The 17,815-nt window shown below is 52.2% G+C and carries 21 protein-coding genes, 1 rRNA gene and 1 other RNA gene; 14 read left to right on the forward strand and 9 right to left on the reverse strand.

All coding sequences use genetic code 11. The annotated features are described in order from the left end of the window. From GS535_RS00005 to GS535_RS00030, 6 genes are all read right to left on the reverse strand, one after another. A 16S ribosomal RNA gene (locus tag GS535_RS00005) occupies window positions 1-227 on the reverse strand; the annotation flags it as partial. 251 nt (window positions 228-478) lie between these two features. After that, complete coding sequence (locus GS535_RS00010) at window positions 479-1,294, reverse strand: TIGR00282 family metallophosphoesterase (RefSeq protein WP_160791710.1); 816 nt, start codon at window positions 1,292-1,294, stop codon at window positions 479-481. A 3-nt stretch (window positions 1,295-1,297) separates the two neighbouring features. Then, window positions 1,298-1,885, reverse strand: a complete 588-nt coding sequence (locus GS535_RS00015; protein WP_160791709.1) for a 5-formyltetrahydrofolate cyclo-ligase — start codon at window positions 1,883-1,885, stop codon at window positions 1,298-1,300. Next, window positions 1,872-2,031, reverse strand: a non-coding RNA gene (gene ssrS, locus GS535_RS00020) — 6S RNA. The genes GS535_RS00015 and ssrS overlap by 14 nt, the downstream gene beginning before the upstream one ends. Window positions 2,032-2,094: 63 nt before the next feature. Further along, complete coding sequence (locus tag GS535_RS00025; RefSeq protein WP_160791708.1) at window positions 2,095-2,484, reverse strand: cell division protein ZapA; 390 nt, start codon at window positions 2,482-2,484, stop codon at window positions 2,095-2,097. Window positions 2,485-2,487: 3 nt separating this feature from the next. Continuing rightward, entirely contained in the window at window positions 2,488-2,721 is a 234-nt protein-coding gene (locus GS535_RS00030; RefSeq protein ID WP_160791707.1) for a hypothetical protein, read from the reverse strand. Between the two features lie 40 nt (window positions 2,722-2,761). On the opposite strand from GS535_RS00030, the gene GS535_RS00035 reads away from it, so the two are divergent. Then, window positions 2,762-3,127 (forward strand): hypothetical protein, encoded by a 366-nt coding sequence (locus GS535_RS00035; RefSeq protein ID WP_160791706.1) that lies wholly within the window; start codon window positions 2,762-2,764, stop codon window positions 3,125-3,127. Continuing rightward, window positions 3,127-3,747, forward strand: coding sequence for a thiamine phosphate synthase (locus GS535_RS00040; RefSeq protein ID WP_160791705.1), 621 nt, complete (start codon window positions 3,127-3,129; stop codon window positions 3,745-3,747). The genes GS535_RS00035 and GS535_RS00040 overlap by 1 nt, the downstream gene beginning before the upstream one ends. A 149-nt stretch (window positions 3,748-3,896) precedes the next feature. Here the strand turns inward: GS535_RS00040 and GS535_RS00045 are convergent, their stop codons facing one another. The 3 genes from GS535_RS00045 to epmA all read right to left on the reverse strand — a co-directional run bounded on the left by GS535_RS00045 (window position 3,897) and on the right by epmA (window position 6,063). After that, a complete protein-coding gene (locus GS535_RS00045; protein ID WP_160791704.1) occupies window positions 3,897-4,586 on the reverse strand; it encodes a fasciclin domain-containing protein in 690 nt (229 codons plus the stop codon). Next, the gene (locus tag GS535_RS00050; protein WP_160791741.1) at window positions 4,583-4,936 is read right to left on the reverse strand and encodes a hypothetical protein; all 354 of its coding nucleotides are present in this window, start codon (window positions 4,934-4,936) and stop codon (window positions 4,583-4,585) included. Before GS535_RS00050 ends, GS535_RS00045 begins: the two co-directional genes overlap by 4 nt. Window positions 4,937-5,067: 131 nt before the next feature. Then, entirely contained in the window at window positions 5,068-6,063 is a 996-nt protein-coding gene (gene epmA, locus GS535_RS00055; protein WP_160791703.1) for an EF-P lysine aminoacylase EpmA, read from the reverse strand. Window positions 6,064-6,144: 81 nt separating this feature from the next. Between epmA and GS535_RS00060 the strand changes: the two genes are divergently transcribed. The 12 genes from GS535_RS00060 (at window position 6,145) to GS535_RS00115 (ending at window position 17,808) form a co-directional block, all read left to right on the forward strand. Further along, window positions 6,145-7,206, forward strand: a complete 1,062-nt coding sequence (locus GS535_RS00060) for a lysine-2,3-aminomutase-like protein (protein ID WP_160791702.1) — start codon at window positions 6,145-6,147, stop codon at window positions 7,204-7,206. A gap of 118 nt (window positions 7,207-7,324) precedes the next feature. Continuing rightward, window positions 7,325-7,891 (forward strand): elongation factor P, encoded by a 567-nt coding sequence (gene efp / locus GS535_RS00065; RefSeq protein WP_160791701.1) that lies wholly within the window; start codon window positions 7,325-7,327, stop codon window positions 7,889-7,891. A 3-nt stretch (window positions 7,892-7,894) separates the two neighbouring features. Next, window positions 7,895-8,722, forward strand: coding sequence for an inositol monophosphatase family protein (locus tag GS535_RS00070; RefSeq protein WP_160791700.1), 828 nt, complete (start codon window positions 7,895-7,897; stop codon window positions 8,720-8,722). Window positions 8,723-8,797: 75 nt separating this feature from the next. After that, window positions 8,798-9,556: an OmpA family protein gene (locus GS535_RS00075; protein ID WP_160791699.1), complete on the forward strand. Its 759-nt coding sequence runs from the start codon at window positions 8,798-8,800 to the stop codon at window positions 9,554-9,556. Continuing rightward, the gene (locus GS535_RS00080) at window positions 9,553-10,596 is read left to right on the forward strand and encodes a flagellar motor protein MotA (protein ID WP_160791698.1); all 1,044 of its coding nucleotides are present in this window, start codon (window positions 9,553-9,555) and stop codon (window positions 10,594-10,596) included. Before GS535_RS00075 ends, GS535_RS00080 begins: the two co-directional genes overlap by 4 nt. Before the next feature lie 2 nt (window positions 10,597-10,598). Beyond that, window positions 10,599-11,588, forward strand: a complete 990-nt coding sequence (locus GS535_RS00085; protein ID WP_160791697.1) for a peptidoglycan -binding protein — start codon at window positions 10,599-10,601, stop codon at window positions 11,586-11,588. A 94-nt stretch (window positions 11,589-11,682) separates the two neighbouring features. Further along, on the forward strand, window positions 11,683-13,485 hold the full coding sequence (lepA, locus tag GS535_RS00090) for a translation elongation factor 4 (protein WP_160791696.1): 1,803 nt from the start codon (window positions 11,683-11,685) through the stop codon (window positions 13,483-13,485). Between the two features lie 4 nt (window positions 13,486-13,489). Continuing rightward, window positions 13,490-14,869, forward strand: a complete 1,380-nt coding sequence (locus tag GS535_RS00095; protein ID WP_160791695.1) for a glycosyltransferase family 2 protein — start codon at window positions 13,490-13,492, stop codon at window positions 14,867-14,869. Window positions 14,870-14,902: 33 nt separating this feature from the next. Next, window positions 14,903-16,231, forward strand: a complete 1,329-nt coding sequence (locus GS535_RS00100; RefSeq protein ID WP_160791740.1) for an NCS2 family permease — start codon at window positions 14,903-14,905, stop codon at window positions 16,229-16,231. Next, window positions 16,231-16,470, forward strand: a complete 240-nt coding sequence (locus tag GS535_RS11245) for a sulfurtransferase TusA family protein (protein WP_160791694.1) — start codon at window positions 16,231-16,233, stop codon at window positions 16,468-16,470. The genes GS535_RS00100 and GS535_RS11245 overlap by 1 nt, the downstream gene beginning before the upstream one ends. Window positions 16,471-16,609: 139 nt before the next feature. Next, window positions 16,610-16,903, forward strand: a complete 294-nt coding sequence (locus GS535_RS00110; RefSeq protein ID WP_018980292.1) for an exodeoxyribonuclease VII small subunit — start codon at window positions 16,610-16,612, stop codon at window positions 16,901-16,903. Then, complete coding sequence (locus GS535_RS00115; RefSeq protein ID WP_160791693.1) at window positions 16,900-17,808, forward strand: polyprenyl synthetase family protein; 909 nt, start codon at window positions 16,900-16,902, stop codon at window positions 17,806-17,808. The genes GS535_RS00110 and GS535_RS00115 overlap by 4 nt, the downstream gene beginning before the upstream one ends. Window positions 17,809-17,815: the final 7 nt, after the last annotated feature.

A 17,815-nucleotide genomic window follows, 5' to 3' on the forward strand; every position in this document is an offset into this window, starting at 1 on the left:
AACCAACTAGCTAATCAAACGCAGGCCCCTCCTAAGGCAACAAAAGCCTTTGACCCTCAGGTATCATGCGGTATTAGCACCAGTTTCCCAGTGTTATCCCCCACCTCAGGATAGGTTCCTACGCGTTACTCACCCGTCCGCCACTAACCCCGAAAGGTTCGTGCGACTTGCATGTGTTAAGCATGCCGCCAGCGTTCGCTCTGAGCCAGAATCAAACTCTCACGTTCAATCCTACCAAAACGCACAAGCATTCAAAGCATCTAAACTATGTCAGAATACATCAACACTTGCGTCCTAGCGTCTAAACACTAAAACGCCGCCAATATATCCCTTCCAGTCTCTTCCTATTCAACTTTCAAAGATCAGCATCTCTACCGGTCAACCCCGCCGCGTTTCCGCTCCAGCGCCGCCGGTGAATGGGCTTATACACCATCAGAAAAACTCAACAACCCCCTTTTTTAAAAAAAGTCATATTTTTTTAAAAATCCGGCATATAGGCTGAAAGTTCACCGCCCTGACGGAAAGGACAAACCTTAACGGCAAGGCCAGTTTTATCATCTGTTTCGACCATCAATCCACATACAGAGGCTGTTCCCATTGCCGGTTGAAAGCGTTCTGTCGGTACTTTCTTCAACAACCGTCTTACGGCGTTGTTTTTTTCCATCCCAATGACACTGTCATAGTCACCACACATACCGGCATCTGTTTGATAAGCCGTGCCGTTAGGAAGAATCCGGTGATCAGCAGTTGGAATATGTGTATGAGTTCCCACTACCAACGAGACGCGTCCATCAAAGAGATGACCGAACCCCATCTTCTCACTCGTTGTTTCGGCATGAACATCCAGAATAATCGCATGCACGCTCACACCTAGGCGATGTTGCGAGAGGATATTTTCAACCGCACGAAAAGGATCATCAAGCGCATCCATGAAAACGCGCCCCATGACATTCACTACGAGAATCTTTCGTCCACGAGAAACTTCGACAACGCATCCGCCCTGCCCTGGCGTTCCTGCCGGATAGTTGGCCGGACGCACGACCTGAGGGAACTGGTCAATTTGTCCAATCAGATCACGTCGATCCCAGGTATGATTTCCCAGCGTAATGGCATCTACACCACCTTCTAGGAGGTCACGCGCAATTTGTGGGGATAATCCAAAACCATGTGAGGCATTCTCTGCGTTGACGACTACTGCATCCAATCGCAGCTCTTCACGCCATCTTGGGAGGCCTTTTAACACAGCTTCACGACCGCTTCGGCCAACGATGTCTCCAAGAAAAAGTAGTCTCAATGGTTATCCTTTACGGTCAGGCCGTGTTGTTTGAATAATCTCGCGTTCGGTCACAATATATGACAGGCGCTGGTCATAGCTGTCCATTGGCACCTCGTCACTCTCTTGCCTGGACAAAGCATAACCAACAGCTGGAGCATGAGGATAGAGGGCTAATGTCCGGTCATAATATCCGCCACCATATCCCAAGCGTCCGCCCTGTCGGTCAAAGCTCAACAAAGGAACAATGATGATATCCGGTGTTATCACCTCACCTGCTGGATAAAGTGTCCCAAAACGCCCATGATGCAACCGTAGCTGCGGCGCCCAGCGACGGAATCGCAACGCCTCGCCTCGTGGCGGTGTCTCTGGTAGGGCAACCACATAGCCTGCGCGATGAAGCTGCGCACAAAGAGGACGAAGATCAATTTCCTGCGAAAGCGGCCACACCGATGCAACCGCCCTTCCCTCAAGAAAGCGCACCAAACGCGCAAGCCGCCGGATAATGGCATTTCTCTCCCGTGGAAGAGGAAGCACACGACGCGCCTTTATCACTCGGCGTAACGCACCTTTGCGCTTTTCAATATTTTCAGGAAAATGTGGAGCCACCACAGCCGTTGGTCCTCTATCGACCCTTCCAAGACCTGCTAAGACAGGTGGGCACCGGGTAACATGACCAGGATCACGACAGAGCCAGTTCCCTAGGAAGTAATTATCGGCCCGGGGGTGATGTTGCCTGACGCACCGGGCAGCCCCACGAACCATATGGCACTGCTTATAGCGAAGTGCAAGAACTGTTCAGGAAAGCACGCGAAAGAAACTTACTCTGAATGTGCAGACGTATCTGCCTTATCGCCTTCCAACGTCTCAGAATGTTTCTCAACCCGTTGTGCCAAATGCTCTGCAATATCAGCAGCCTGTGCAAGGCGTGTATGGTAGCGCTTGTTCTCATCCAGCGTTGCTTCAGCACGTTTGAGAACTTTCTCTGCTTCTTTACTCATTTTGCCATGTTCTAGATCATAGATTTCATCAGCAAGCAAAAGAGTCGTTAAAAAGAGAGCATGCCCTTCTCCAGCTGGCGATAGATTCTCACGCACTTTTGCCAAGCGTCGCTCAACCTCCTGAGCTAAATGCTTTAGGTGCTCTTCCTCTCCATCTTGGCATCCAACAACATAATTAGCCCCACCAATAGGCAATGTAATTTGCGCCATCGCTTATGTCCTCTCTTCCGTTTCAGTAGTCTCGCCCAAAAGGGAGGTGATTCGCGTTTCAAGCGTTTTGATACGCTCAGAGAGTGCTGTCATACGCGCTTCTGTCGCCTTACGCTGCAGCTCAGCTTGATTTTCGTGCTGCTCTAGCGCAAAGCCAAGCTGCTTTAGCGCCGCTTCGAGACGGTCAATAGAATGGGCACTGCCTTGCTGTTCGGTCTGTTGTTGCTCCACACTCACTTCCGCTTACTTCCTTGTCTTTGAAGGTTTAATTGTCAGGATGACGTATCCCCACGCAGCGTCAAGCATGTTTAGCCTCTTTCCTTCCCCCTTTATTCACATTTCGTCACAGAAATCACTCAACGCGCTTCTGCTGAAACAAGGAAGTCGCTCTTATACGCTCATTTCTTCACCGTTTGCGGGCTGCGCATTGGGCATTCCATGGTGGGTTGCCCTCCTTAAAGACGCCCCCCATCTCCCTTCGATTTTAGATTGTGGCGCGTCAAGTGCATTGGCTTTACAAGCACTCCATGCAGGCATTTCAGGAGTCGTCTGCCGTCACCCTACATCCGATTTATTAAAATATGCGGATACACAGCTCTTCCAAACGCGACCAACAAGCTTTGATGTAAAGGACATTATTTGATGACTGGTCATCTCTCTTCCAATCTGCCACATCATACCAGTATGACCCCTTGTGATCTTTATCCTATTCTCTCAGATGCCGACTTAGCGAATGCTTTACCGCGCCTATCGTCTTTCGCGGCATATGAAACAGTTACGGCATTACGGCTTTGCCTCTCGCAAAAACTAGACCCAGCCCTTCTGTACTCTCTGACAGAATGCCTATACCCACATAATGTTGCGCTCATTATCGCACCTTTGGATAGCCGCCTTCTCGAAAGCCTCCCGCTTGATCATATTGACGGCGTGCATATGCCTTCTCTCAAAGAGCTAAAAGCTGTTCCCACCTCTTTTAATAGGAAGAAGTTATCTCTTCAGACCGGTTGCACATGCCAAACATTGGATGATGCCATGCGTGCTGGTGAACAAGGGGCCGACTATGTTGCCTTCCCAGCAACAGAGAAGACTGCCCTCACTCAGTGGTCGCTCGTGGCCGAGCTTCCCGCTGTAGCCGAAAACGTCACGTCTTTAGAAAGTGCACAAGAAGCACGCCTAGCTGGTGCAGACTTCCTTAGTGTATCGCTACGAGGGAACGAAAACGATTATGCGTTACTCGCTACACTGGATAAGTTTTTATCTTAAAGCCAAGCTCCAAAATATTCTGCTGATTTCTATGCTGGATGAAAAAGCTGTTGTCACTCATTCAGCTATAGAAACATGACAATGGTTTTTGCTCAGTTCCAGTGCAAACACCGTACTGAAACCACGTCATAACTTTGTCAGTCTGTATCTTAAGGCTCAAACGGCAAGACGGAATCGGCCATATAAAGAACGCCATTAGATTGTAAGTAATCACCCCCTACCAAACGGGTCTGACCATAAGGGCCTTGTACCAACACCTCGCCTGATGACGGCAGAGGACGCAACGTAACGACCGCTCCACTAAGTGTCTTTACTGAGACATTACCACCGTAATAACGCGCCCGGCGTCTGATTTTGGCAAGATCCCAGCGACCGATAAGAATGGTTTGACCGATAAAAGCCTTTAACCGAGCATGATTACCGGCATCCTGCCAATGCCCTGGCCATGTTGACATATAGGCTTCCATGGCCTTATTCGCGCTCGCCAAAACAGTATATGGGCCATCCTCTTGCATCCAACGCTGCCACCCTGCTTCTTTAAGAGCAACGTAATAATCCTCTTGCTCCAATGAGCCTGACAGATTTTCATCCAGCGTATGATCTTCATAAGAAACAGTCGGCGGCACATGGTAAGCAGACCGACTATTGGGTGAATCCCCATCTTTAGGGGGAACAAATTGGCTCTCAACACTGGTTGCCTCTGGCAATAGCCGCATATAGCCTGAAGGACGTACGCTCGATACATCTTGCCGATCAGGCAGCCTCTGGCACCCCGTCAGGATACCCCCTCCTAAGATACATACACCAACCATCAGCCCCTTCGGCAGACCGCTCTTCAACAGCCATCTCCTCGTAACGACCAACTTGTCACCCGATCATTGACCAGCTCAAACGTTGTCTGACACGTCGAGGTTGAGTACATCGGCGGCATACCGCCTCCCCATGCACCTAAACCCGGCCCCCAACCGTAACCATAGCCGTAACCACCCCAATCACCACCCCATGTCCCAGGGGAGAAATTCTCTTGCGTATGGATATAGCTCAAGAAAGTATGGCCTTGTGTCTGGTAATTCCGTGTAGGGACACCGAAGCGACGCAACACCTCTACCGAGGACTGGCCCACCATTGACTGCAGCACAGAATGACGCTGCAACTCAGGAACAGCGCAGCCTGTCATCCCGAACAGCATTGCTGTGCCTACCAAAGTCCTGCTTACCCAACGCTGTTTCTGTATCTTCTGCATGATTGCCCTCAACATACTGGCTGGTATGATCTTTCTGTCCTGACAGATAATCGTTTGTATTTCATCTAAAACTCTCGTCAGCTTAACCACAGCACATCTTCAATCCGAGGAGCGCCTGTTGCAAGCATCACAAGACGGTCAAACCCCAAGGCAATACCAGAGGTCGGTGGCATATGCGGCAATGCTTGTAAAAACGCTTCATCCACGGCCCAGTCTTGGTCAGGCGTATAAGCAAGCCTACGTTGCCGATCAGCCTCAAAACGCCGCCGCTGCTCGTGAGAATCGGTAAGTTCTTCAAACGCATTAGCGAGTTCTACACCACCAGCATACAGCTCAAAGCGCAAAGCCACACGTGGATCATGCGGATCACGCCGCGCTAGAGCCGCTTGCTCAGAAGGCCAGTGAGTTAGAAATGTTGGACGCTCACGCCCGATATGGGGTTCGATACGCTCTAACAACAGACGGAAGAACAGATCTTCCCAATTCTCTCCCTCTCGTAAATCTGCTTGTGCTTGCTGCGCGAGAGCTTGCGCGTCTCCTTCTGTTTGAAGCACATCTGCTCCGACATAACGTAAGAATGCTTCATGCATCGTCAGCCGCTCAAAAGGCTGGGTCAAATCAAGGAGCGTTTCTCCTACCCTCAAAGAAGGCGGCAGAAGAGCATGAAGAAGCGCCTCTGTCTCATCCATCAAAGAGGACAAATCCGCTTCAGTGCGATACCACTCCAACATCGTAAATTCAGGATGATGCGTCGCGCTACGCTCTCCATTGCGCCATACACGTGCAAGTTGAAAAATTGGACAGTGCAGCCCTGCAACGAGACGCTTCATCGCAAATTCTGGACTCGTATGAAGGAAGCGCGTCTCATGCGTGCCATCTGGATGTTCCAAAGTCGTGCGGAAACATCGAAGATGCACTTCCTCCCCCGGGACTGGCACAACGTAAGGCGTCTCAACCTCCATATAACCACGCCCATCAAAAAAGGCACGCGTCGCTTGCAGCATACGGGCGCGACGACGCAAGAGAGGAAGACGATCAGTTAGCGAATGATCATAAGGAGGCAGTACAGTCATAAATACAATAGTACACAATTCGGCTGCGCCACTCCATAAGTGGGTTGCGTAAGGGGAAAACAGTTCGCTAGAGCACGCATCATGAATGATGATGCTCCATCTACGCCCCATCAGGGAACCCTGCGCACAGCCGATTCTCTCATCCAAGCCGGACTCGTCCCACCGGATCAACGCGAGGCTCTGCTGCGCGTCGCACGTGATTACGCGACGGCCATTCCGCCTGCTTTTTCAAACCTCATTGAACATCCAGACGACCCGATAGCGCGACAAGTCATCCCAGACCCACGCGAGAGCACTCAGCAACCTCATGAAGATGTTGACCCTATTGGTGATGACGCACTCTCTCCCGTGCCAGGCGTTGTGCATCGCTATGAAGACCGTGCGCTGCTTAAACCCCTCTTAATTTGCCCGCTTTATTGCCGCTTCTGCTTTCGGCGTGAGCATGTCGGCCCGGGTGGAGGCCTCCTTAGTGACGAGGACTTGGAAACTGCTTTTCAGTGGTTTGAGGCTCACCCAAAAATTCGCGAAGTAATTTTAACAGGCGGCGACCCTCTCATGCTGTCGCCACGGCGCATGAAAAAGATCATCTCTCGCCTTTCGGCTATTCCTCATATTGAAACAATCCGTCTCCATACGCGTGTGCCTGTTGCCGCGCCTGAGCGCCTAACGCCGGCTCTGCTCGATGCCTTAGAGAGTGACTGCTCCGTCTGGGTTGTGCTGCATGCCAACCATGCCCGCGAACTCGGCCATGACGCACGTTTGGCTGTGCGCTCGCTCCTTAGCCGTGCAATCCCAGTTCTCTCGCAATCCGTTTTACTGCGCGGCGTGAATGACACAGCCGACGCATTGGAAGAACTGTTCCGCGCCTTTATTAAAGCACGCGTGAAGCCCTATTACCTCCACCATCTCGACCCTGCCCCTGGCACTGCACATTTCCATGTTCCAGTGGAAGAAGGACGCGCTTTGCTCGCAAATTTGCGTGGACGTGTTACAGGACTCGCTTGGCCCACCTACGTGGTCGATATTCCCGGTGGGAAAGGCAAAGTACCGCTCGGCCCTGACTATCTCCTCCCCCAAAGCGAGGACAAAAACCCACAACGTCAGGTGAAAGCACCAAACGGAACTATTCACTCCTTTACGTGAGGAAAGACGAAAGGCATCATGCGGCAAAATGTCCAAACATCTTGCCTCCCCTCGCGCTGCCCGCTAGAAGCCGCAGGGAACATAGACCGATCTTTTGCATTGCACATCAGGAGCTGACATGAAACAGCAAGCCAACCTTATCCGTGCCGGACAGGTGATTGAACATAATGGTCGTCGCTGGAGCGTCTTAAAACAGCAGATTTTGACCCCCGGTAAAGGCGGCGCCTTTATTCAGGTTGAGATGCGCGACATCAAAACCGGCAATAAAAGCAACGAACGTTGGCGCACCGCTGATACCGTTGAGCGTTTGATCACAGAAGATAGAGACTACATCTATTCTTACATGGATGGCGACAACATCGTTCTCATGGATCCTGAAACCTTTGAGCAGACCATGCTGCCTAAGGATATTCTGGGTGATCAGCTCCCATTCCTGCAAGACAATATGGAAGTCGGCATTAAGCTGGTTGAAGGCGACCCAGTTGGGGCGACCATTCCATCACAAGTTACTCTCGAAGTTGCTGAAGCTGACCCTGTTGTTAAAGGCCAGACAGCCAGCTCTTCTTACAAACCTGCCAAGCTTTCCAATGGCGTGAAAGTTATGGTTCCCCCTTTCGTTGCCGCTGGTGAGCGCATCGTTGTCCGTACCGATGATGCTTCTTACGTTGAGCGTGCTAAGGACTGATCCATGCGCCTCTCTCCTCATATGACGGTCATGCAAAATGTGGCACAGAAAGCAGCGCGCTCTCTGTTGCGTGATTTTGCAGAGGTCGAACAACTTCAGGTGAGCATTAAAGGCCCGGGAGACTTTGTCTCTCAGGCCGATATGCGCGCTGAAAACACTATTCGTGAAGAGCTTACCCGTGCCCGTCCAGGCTATGCTTTTCTCATGGAAGAAAGCGGCGCTTCTGGTGGCGATAACTGGACATGGCGCTGGATTGTCGATCCCCTAGATGGCACGTCCAACTTCCTCCACGGTATCCCCCATTGGGCCATCTCCATCGGCCTGCAGCGCCGTCACCCTGATGGAACAGTCGAGCTGGTCGCGGGTGTGGTGTATAACCCTGTCGCCCATGAGATGTTCTGGGCTGAGAAAGGCGTTGGGGCGTTCCTTAATGAACGTCGCTTGCGGGTTTCGGCTCGTCGCAAACTCTCCGAATCCATGTTCGCAACCGGCATTCCTTTTGCCAAGGTTCCCGTTGAGCGCCATCGTCCCTTCGGGCGTATTCTTGGCTCTCTGATGCCTAAGGTCGCCGGTATCCGTCGTTGCGGCGCCGCCGCCCTTGACCTCGCTTGGTTGGCGGCTGGCCGCTATGAAGGCTATTGGGAACTTGGCCTGAAGCCATGGGATTGCGCTGCGGGAATCATCATTGTTCTTGAAGCTGGTGGTTACGCCACCGATGATGAGGGACGTGAGCTTGGCGGCATTGATGAAGACGTGAATATTGTGGCTGCAAATCCACATTTTCATACCCAATTGAAAGACCTTGTTCATGGGGCGTTAACCGGCGCTTAATCCTCCGTGTTCTTTGAGAGTAATAGCACCTGAAGAGCATTGCAGGACGCTATTGCTCTCGTCTAGGGTAACGGCATGACATATAGGTTGCCCCTTTCTCTTTTTTTGCTGACATCGGCTTTTTGCACGATCATGCCGCTGAACAGCCTTCATGCGCAGGTCTCCACGAATTTTGGAGCCCTGCCCTCCGAGCCCCCCCCCCATCAAAGCGTTTCTTCCACACAGCACAGAGCGCTTCACACACCAGCGGCACAGAAGCAGACACCCCCGCCAACTCCTACGCCGTCAGGTTATTCGCGCTCTTTAGATGTTCCACCTCAGGCACCCGCTCAGGTTGTCATCGCTTCTCCTTTTACACCAATCCCCACTCATCCAGCTGTTCCTCCCGACGAGATAAAACCCAGCAAAAACGCGCAAAGCCACTTTATCACGCGCGAAGGCCAAGGGCCGCGCATTGAGTTCGCCTCTTCCTCAACAGATATGGATGAAGCCACGATTGATGCGCTGCGCCAGTTTGGAAAAGAGCTTGCCGACCAACCAACCAAACGACTCATTCTCCATAGTGTAGCGACATTGCCGGGAGACGAACCCTCCATGCCACGGCGAATTGCGCTGGTGCGGGCCTTAGCTGTTCGTTCTATCCTTATTCGTAGTGGCATTGCGAGCACGCGTATCTATCCAGTTGCGCAAGGCCGTCCCGACCCTACTGATCACGATCCTGCTGACCGACTGGATATCGCGGTGGATGCCAATCCTGAGACTGGCCCTGCCCCAACATCTGTTGCAGCACCCGATACGTTTTCTTCTGACAAACAAGGAGCACCAACGCCGTGACACGCCCCACGCGTTATCTAGTCCGTATGGGCCTTTTCTTGGTCGTTATTGTGGGTCTTGCGTATGCGCTGCACCCGATGCTTATCCATGCCTTTATGGCCAATCCAGGACTTGATGGCACCATCATCGCCATCCTCCTGATTGGCGTTGCCTGGAACCTCCACCTCACGTTCCGCCTTTTCCCCGAAGTACGCTGGATTGAGTGCCTCCAACAAAATCGTTCTGGACTGAGCCTCCCTCCAGCGCCTCGCCTCCTCGCCCCCATGGCTCGCATCATCACAGCACGGCGGGAGCACAACGCGCATCTCTCTTTGTCATCCCAGACGACGAGTTCGCTCCTTGATAGTTTAGAAGCGCGTATGGATGAAGGCCGTGAAATCTCACGCTACATAACGCAACTTCTAGTCTTCCTCGGTCTGCTCGGCACGTTTTACGGTTTGCTTCTAACGGTGCGCTCGATCGCTGACGTTATTGGCGGCATGCCTTCCGGCGGGAGTGACCTCACCGCTATGTTCGACCATGTTAAAACGGGCTTAGTGCAGCCATTAGGTGGCATGTCGACAGCCTTCTCAGGCTCTATGTTTGGTCTTGCTGGTGCTCTCGTATTGGGCTTTTTAGACCTGACAACAGGCCAAGCGCAGACACGTTTCTTTAATGATATTGAGGAATGGTTTGCAGGAATTACACGCGTAGAAGGGGCGCCATCACGTCCCAGCGCCTCTTTGTCTGACCCAGCCGAACTCGCCACTCTGTCAGAAACGATGGAAACATGGCTCCCGCGCGTGCAGGACTTTATGCGCCTCACCACCGAGAACGTTTCACTGCTTCAGCAGAATATCTCGATGTTGCGCAAAAATGCTCATGACGCTGAAGAAAGCCGAGCTGCCATTCTGAACGCTCTCAAAGAGCTGACAAAAGCCGTCCGTGAGCAGCGCTATAATGACCCAGCAACCCCTCAAATTCTTCAGCAAATTGAACGCGAACTGACTGGCTTGCGTAGCGACTTACACCATGAACGCTCTCTGTCACGGGAGGACTAACCATGGCCCGGCGCAAACGCTCACAATCCAGCCTTAACGTCTGGCCCGGCTATGTTGACGCACTCTCGACCCTTCTTATGGTCGTCACGTTTGTGTTGCTCGTCTTTGTCGTTGGGCAACAATTTCTGTCCGTCGCAATGACACAACGTGAGCATACACTTGAAACACTCAAGCAAGAAGTTGGCCGTCTGGCCAACATGCTCTCTCTCAGCCAACAGCAAGCGAAGAACCTTAGCGCGAGCAATGCGGCTTTAACGAACGCTTATCACGCTAAAGAAGCCGCCCTTGCAACAGCACAATCCACCCTACAGGATAAAGAACGTCAACTTGCCGAAACCAATAGCTCTGCCAGCAGCTTGCAAACAGCACAATCTGGCGAAATCAGCTCCCTCTCTGCACAAGTTGCTGAACTCACCCGGCAGCTTCAGACCATCGCTGAAGCCCTAGATGTTGAAAGAAAAGAAGCACAAAGCAAAGATGAGCAGATTGCTGATTTAGATAAAAAGCTGAATCTCGCCCTAGCGGATAAAATCAATCAGCTCAAAAAATATCGCTCTGAGTTTTTTGGACGGCTGCATGACCTTCTCAAAAACCAATCTGGCATCACCGTTGTCGGGGATCGCTTTGTCTTCCAGTCCGAAATTCTCTTTCCACCCGGCAGTGCCGCTCTAAGTGAACAAGGCAGACAGCAAATCCGCACCCTTGCCCGCACGTTTCATGACGTGTCAGCCACGATTCCGACCGATATTCCGTGGATTTTACGTGTTGACGGCCATGCGGACAAACAGCCGATTCATACGGCCTTCCCCAGCAATTGGGAGCTCTCTTCAGCGCGTGCGATTACGGTGGTCAAAATGCTCATTGCTGAAGGGATCGACCCCCGTCATCTCGCCGCCACGGGTTTTTCAGACTTTCAACCTCTTGATTCCGGCAGTACAGCAGAAGCTTACGCCCATAATCGACGGATTGAGTTTCGCTTAACAGACCGTTAAAAAACGGACTCTTTCATTGCCATCAGCATGGCGTTAAGGCCTATCGCGCAAACGCCATGCTGACAGAGCTTTTAGAATCGCTTATATAGCCGCCATGACCGACACACCGCTTCACCTGATCCGCAATTTTTCGATCATTGCCCATATTGACCACGGCAAATCCACTCTCGCTGACCGGCTTATTGAAGCCTGTGGCGCTCTGACTGCTCGCGAGATGAAAGGTCAGGTGCTCGACTCTATGGAGCTTGAGCAAGAACGCGGCATTACCATTAAGGCCCAAACGGTGCGTCTGACCTATCCTGCCAAGGATGGGAACATATACACCTTAAACCTCATGGACACGCCCGGCCATGTAGACTTTGCTTATGAAGTCAGCCGCTCTCTAGCCGCTTGTGAAGGCTCCCTTCTAGTTGTCGATGCCTCCCAAGGGGTCGAAGCCCAAACTCTGGCCAATGTGTATCAAGCGATTGAAGCTGATCATGAGATTGTGCCTGTCCTGAACAAAATCGACCTTCCTGCGGCCGAGCCAGAGCGCGTACGCAACCAAATTGAAGACGTCGTGGGAATCCCCGCTGATGAAACGGTTGATATTAGCGCCAAAACCGGCCTGAATATTGAAGGCGTGCTGGAAGCGCTCGTCCACCGTCTTCCGCCACCGAAAGGGGATGCAGAAGCTCCCCTGCAAGCCCTTCTTGTGGATAGTTGGTATGACACCTATCTTGGCGTGATTACGCTTGTTCGCATTAAAGAAGGACGCGTCAAAAAGGGTGACCGCATCCGTATGATGCAGATGGGTGCGACATACCATGTCGATCAGGTTGGTGTGTTCCATCCAAAAATGACCCCCGTTGACTCATTGGGCCCTGGCGAGATCGGCTATATTAACGCCGCCATTAAAGCGGTGGCCGATTGTAATGTCGGGGATACGATCACCCTCGATAATCGCCCAGCAGAGAAAGCTCTTCCCGGCTTTAAGCCCTCTGTGCCTGTTGTGTGGTGCGGCCTCTTTCCTATTAACGCTGATGATTTCGAAAAGCTGCGCAACAGCCTTGCCAAGCTGCGCCTCAATGATGCGTCCTTCCATTTTGAAGCTGAAACTTCAGCGGCTCTTGGCTTTGGATTCCGTTGTGGCTTCCTCGGGCTGCTGCATCTTGAGATCATCCAAGAACGCCTCTCGCGTGAGTTTAACCTCGATCTTATCGCGACTGCGCCTTCTGTGGTGTATAAACTCCACCATGCTAATGGCACAGTAGAGGAGCTCCATAACCCTGCTGATATGCCTGACCTCTCCCAGGTTGCGCATATTGAAGAACCTTGGATCAAAGCCTCCATCATGGTTCAAGATGATTATCTCGGCCCTGTGCTTACACTCTGCACAGAACGCCGTGGTGTTCAGCTCGACCTCACTTATGTGGGCAATCGCGCAATGGCCGTCTATCGCCTGCCACTCAATGAAGTGGTGTTCGATTTCTATGACCGCCTTAAATCCCTCTCACGCGGTTATGCGTCGTTTGACTACCAAATGGACGGCTACGAAGAGAGCAACCTTGTGCGCATCTCTATCCTCGTTAATCACGAGCCTGTTGACGCACTTTCCTTCGTTGCCCATCGCTCCGCTGCCGAAACGCGCGGGCGCGCTATTTGTGCGAAGCTGAAGGAGCTCATTCCACGTCAGCTCTTTAAGATCGCCATTCAGGCCTCCATTGGCTCCAAAGTCATCGCGCGTGAAACATTGGGCGCAATGTCCAAGGACGTGACGGCGAAATGCTATGGTGGTGACATCTCCCGTAAGCGAAAGCTGCTTGATAAGCAGAAGGAAGGGAAGAAGCGGATGCGCCAATTCGGCAAAGTCGAAATTCCACAAAGTGCCTTCCTCGCTGCCCTGAAGATGGACTAACTCTATGCCCCGTACCGCCGCTCTTTTGTGCGTCCAAAATGCAGCCTCATCTCTCGGCTGGTGGATTGCCCATCATGTGGCGGTCGGGTTCTCAACATTGTTGATCTGTGATGACCACTCCATGGATGGAAGCTGGGACATCATCACGCAAGCAGCGCAGCATTACGACATCCGTTACTCCCGCACTGATACAACCGTAACAGACGACTACACGCGCCGTCAGGCTGCGATGGTCTCCCTCGCTCATCAAGAGCGCGCTGATCTGGAGTGGATCCTTCCGCTCAGTCCTGATGAATATATGATGCCAGAGACAGAGTCTGTTTCGGCCTTCTTCGATACGGTTCAACAACATCTCGGCACGGAACGTTTTAACGCCACAACAGCCATCCCACTTAATTGGTGCCTGTGTGGAATGAACGGCCTCCCCTCTTTTGAAACAATAGACCAGCCCTCCCCGCGTGCGCTCTATACACGTCACGCCCCACATGATTTTCCAGACCATCGCGTCACACGATCATTTTTCCGTCCTCAAGACCTCACGGATCAACTACCCGATCCATTCATTCACTGCTCTTCAGCGCCCGATTGGACATTTGGCCGCATTATCCATGACGCTGCGGCCTCCAGCCCGCATCTAGCGGCACGTGATTATTATGACCGTAATGATGTGCTCTATCAGGACGGAAGACGCTTTTTACATGCCAGCCAAAATCACGCCGCGACTATTTTTCAAACTGTTTTACTTCACCAAACACGGCAGCTACGCCAACAACCCTATACGACACAGTCGGCGCATAAGGCAGAATCCCTCACACTTGAGCAGCATTATATTGGGTCTCTTGAGCGCTTCTTGGTCGTTGACTATCAAACATATCGCGTCAGATGGCAGAATCGTACGGCATATTGTGCCAATCGTGAAACACGCCTCTGCCTTGCCGCTGCCGCTGCGACAGATGTGGATAAAAAGACGTATAAAGCGTGGCTCTATACTGAAAATCCACTGCCTCTTTCCTACCTTCCTCTCAATGCAGAGGTACAACGCTTTAGCCACCTCTCCGACGTCATTCCCCTCACCGTGACGCGTCATTCAGACGGAGCGGAACTGTCTCTGGTCCATGAGCCTGAGAAGATAACGCTCCACGGCCAAAGCCTCTTTCCACTCTTCCCCGTTCCGCATAATACGCCAGAGAACGCTCCATTTCGTGCCCTTCAACATTTAATACAGCATGGTTTATCTGCCCATGCAGTGCGAAAGGCGCTCAACTCTATGGCATGGAACGCACCATCTGCTCTTGCCGCCATCTGTGCTCACCTCCCCTACGAGGAGGCCTCACAGCTCCTCACGCCACTTTTACTGCGTCTTTTGCAAAAAGATCCCGCCTAATCTCTCCCTTTTGAACGCTGGAGTAGCTGAGTGTTGCCCGCCCTCCTTGACCGCTATTTTCATATTTCTCGTCGTGGTTCGACCATAGGACGTGAGATCATTGCTGGCCTTACCATCTTTGGAGCCATGGCCTATATCGTAGCGGTCAACCCCGCCATCTTAGCCTCTACAGGGCTCGCTCGACACGATATGGTCATGACCACCATCGCAGGTGCGGTGGCTGGAACGCTTATTATGGCACTCTGGGCACGCCTTCCCATCGCTCTTGCCCCTGCCATGAGCAGTAATGTGCTCTTCGCACAAGTAATCGTACAGCAAGCCCATGTACGTCCCACAACGGCCTTTACCGTCGTTTTCTTCAGTGGTCTCTGCTTTACAGTTCTGTCGCTGACACGGGTTCGACAAAAAATTATTAAAGGCTTCCCCCCTGCTATTATCCTTGGGATTCAGATCGCTATCGGAGCATTTATTGCCCGCATTGGCCTTCTATCAGCAGGAATTGCCATCCCATCACCTATGGGGTTAAGCTTCGCCCCGTTGTCTCATCCCAGCGTTGTTCTTGCCTTAGCTGGCATTTTCCTCTGTGCCCTCCTCAGCGTCCTGCGCGTGCCAGCAGCACTCCTACTGACCATTGTCATCCTCACTCTTGCTGGTATTTTTGTGCCAGACGCCTCTCACCATCCCATCACCACCATCCCAGCCCATATTATCGACTGGCCTCATTATCCAACGTCCCTTCTCTTCCCCTTCGACTTCCACGATTTCTTTAACCATCTCGGCCTTCTGCTCCCCATCACGCTTTACGTTTTGTTAAGCGACTTTTTTGATGCAACAGGCACTATGATGAGTGTCACACATCGCGCCGGCCTTAGTGGAACAGCCGAACATCCAGACCTCGACCACCGCGCCTTTGCCTCCGATGGAGCGGCCAGTGTTGTCGGTGCTGTTTTAGGCACCTGCACTGTCTCCGCTTATCTTGAAAGTCTTGCAGGGGCAGAAGCAGGCGGACGCACAGGGCTCAGCGCTCTTATTGTCGCGCTTTTATTCGCGCTTTCGTGCATTTTTTGGCCTCTTCTTACCTGCATCCCAGCGCTTGCAACCGCACCGGTTCTTGTTCTCGTTGGGCTTGGCATGCTGGGGTCTCTCACCCGTTTACCAGCAACATTAGAGGAGTCGATTACACCGCTCTTCATGCTGCTTATTGCTGTCATTACAGGCAATTTCATGCTCAGTCTTACCTGCGGTATGCTTCTTTACACAGGTGTTGCTCTTGTATTGCGTCGCTTTAATCGTATCACCCCCATTATTATCGGGTTAGACGTCGCGTTTATTTGCTACATGTTCTTGCAAAGCCGTTTGTAATGGAATGCCCAAAAGCTCCTGCCGAACTTGATGTGCGAGGCCTTTCTTGCCCAATGCCTCTACTCAAAACACATCAACGCATGCGCAGCATGAACGCGGGAGATGTCATCCATGTTCTCTCGGATGATCCGACGAGCTTACGTGACATTCCTGCCTGGTGCCATAAAATGGGCCATCTTTTAGTAGAGACTAAGAGATTGACTGAAGGCATATCCTTCACAATCCAACATCACGCGTAATCACGATGAGAGCCATACACATTGATTGAGTACTAAAGTGCTTTACACACCCATTGTTTGCCTATCATGGGTAGAAAAAAACTGATTTCCCCTGTAAAGCCGTATTAGTTTCATGACCTGAATCTCAGCTGGATAGTTCATGCCCAACCACAGCACCTCCTCTTCTTCCACGGCCCTTGAGCAGCTCTCATTTGAAGACGCCCTCTCGGAATTAGAGCAGATCGTTCGCGCCCTAGAAAATGGGCAGATGAAACTTGAAGAAGCCATCACGGCCTATGAGCGCGGTGCTGCGCTGCGTCGTCATTGTGAATTACGCTTGGGAGAAGCTGAAATGAGGGTCAAGGCCATTGTGCAACATGCCGATGGCTCTATTCACCAAGATGATATATCATCTGCCGCCGCGCCCAATAGCCGTGAGGAACCATCTCGATGACCGATAGCCGCCCTCTTCCCCTCAAGGAAGCCCTTGCTCAGGCTTGTCGTGAGATTGAACAAAGCATTGACCGCTTGCTCCCCCCCGTATCAGGCGATGAATCCCTCCTCATCGACGCTATGCGGTACGCGGCCCTCAATGGTGGCAAGCGGCTACGTGGCTTCCTTGTGCTTGAAACAGCCGCTTTGTTTGGGGCCGACCATGATGCCGCCTTGCGTGTCGCTGCTTCGGTAGAATTTTTGCACGCTTACTCCCTCGTGCATGATGATCTTCCTGCTATGGATGACGACGACCTCCGTCGAGGCAAGCCCTCTACGCATAAGAAATTTAATGAAGCTTTTGCGATCCTCGCTGGGGATGCATTGCAGACTCGGGCTTTTGAAGTCCTTCTCGAACCAGCCACACAGGCTGATCCTACTATTCGCGCTCACCTCGCTCTTGCTCTAGCCCAGGCCTCCGGCGCCGCAGGGATGGTTGGCGGCCAAGTGATTGATATCCGAGGGGAAGGACGCGCTCTCCCCTTGGAGCAAGTGCAACGCCTTCACGCTTTAAAGACAGGTGCCCTTATTCGCTATGCCGCTGAGGCTGGTGCTATTTTGGGTGGTGCAGCCGAAAACGATCCACGCCGTCTCGCTATCCGCGCTTATGGTGACGACCTTGGCACGGCTTTCCAAGTAGCCGATGATGTCCTCGACAGCACCGCCAGCACAGAAGAGCTTGGTAAGACCGCCGGAAAAGACGAAGACGCCAGTAAATCAAATTATGTCTCGCTTCTTGGCATTGATGGTGCCCGCGCTGAAGCGCGCCGTTTAAGCACACAAGCACGCGACGCCCTTTCCTCATTTGGCCCACGAGCCGAAACTCTCCGCTCCCTTGCGGATTATTTTGTTGAACGCAGGAGCTGATCGCCAC

The organism is Saccharibacter sp. EH611 (assembly GCF_009834765.1).
In the GTDB taxonomy this organism is placed as follows: domain Bacteria; phylum Pseudomonadota; class Alphaproteobacteria; order Acetobacterales; family Acetobacteraceae; genus Saccharibacter.

Excerpts from the sequence above, each read along its gene's own strand:
- GS535_RS00025 (WP_160791708.1), bottom strand. The coding sequence starts at position 2,484 with ATGGCGCAAATTACATTGCCTATTGGTGGGGCTAATTATGTTGTTGGA.
- GS535_RS00035 (WP_160791706.1), top strand. The coding sequence starts at position 2,762 with ATGACGTATCCCCACGCAGCGTCAAGCATGTTTAGCCTCTTTCCTTCC.
- GS535_RS00040 (WP_160791705.1), top strand. The coding sequence starts at position 3,127 with ATGACTGGTCATCTCTCTTCCAATCTGCCACATCATACCAGTATGACC.
- GS535_RS00050 (WP_160791741.1), bottom strand. The coding sequence starts at position 4,936 with ATGCTGTTCGGGATGACAGGCTGCGCTGTTCCTGAGTTGCAGCGTCAT.
- epmA (WP_160791703.1), bottom strand. The coding sequence starts at position 6,063 with ATGACTGTACTGCCTCCTTATGATCATTCGCTAACTGATCGTCTTCCT.
- GS535_RS00060 (WP_160791702.1), top strand. The coding sequence starts at position 6,145 with ATGAATGATGATGCTCCATCTACGCCCCATCAGGGAACCCTGCGCACA.
- efp (WP_160791701.1), top strand. The coding sequence starts at position 7,325 with ATGAAACAGCAAGCCAACCTTATCCGTGCCGGACAGGTGATTGAACAT.
- GS535_RS00070 (WP_160791700.1), top strand. The coding sequence starts at position 7,895 with ATGCGCCTCTCTCCTCATATGACGGTCATGCAAAATGTGGCACAGAAA.
- GS535_RS00075 (WP_160791699.1), top strand. The coding sequence starts at position 8,798 with ATGACATATAGGTTGCCCCTTTCTCTTTTTTTGCTGACATCGGCTTTT.
- GS535_RS00085 (WP_160791697.1), top strand. The coding sequence starts at position 10,599 with ATGGCCCGGCGCAAACGCTCACAATCCAGCCTTAACGTCTGGCCCGGC.
- lepA (WP_160791696.1), top strand. The coding sequence starts at position 11,683 with ATGACCGACACACCGCTTCACCTGATCCGCAATTTTTCGATCATTGCC.
- GS535_RS00095 (WP_160791695.1), top strand. The coding sequence starts at position 13,490 with ATGCCCCGTACCGCCGCTCTTTTGTGCGTCCAAAATGCAGCCTCATCT.
- GS535_RS11245 (WP_160791694.1), top strand. The coding sequence starts at position 16,231 with ATGGAATGCCCAAAAGCTCCTGCCGAACTTGATGTGCGAGGCCTTTCT.
- GS535_RS00110 (WP_018980292.1), top strand. The coding sequence starts at position 16,610 with ATGCCCAACCACAGCACCTCCTCTTCTTCCACGGCCCTTGAGCAGCTC.
- GS535_RS00115 (WP_160791693.1), top strand. The coding sequence starts at position 16,900 with ATGACCGATAGCCGCCCTCTTCCCCTCAAGGAAGCCCTTGCTCAGGCT.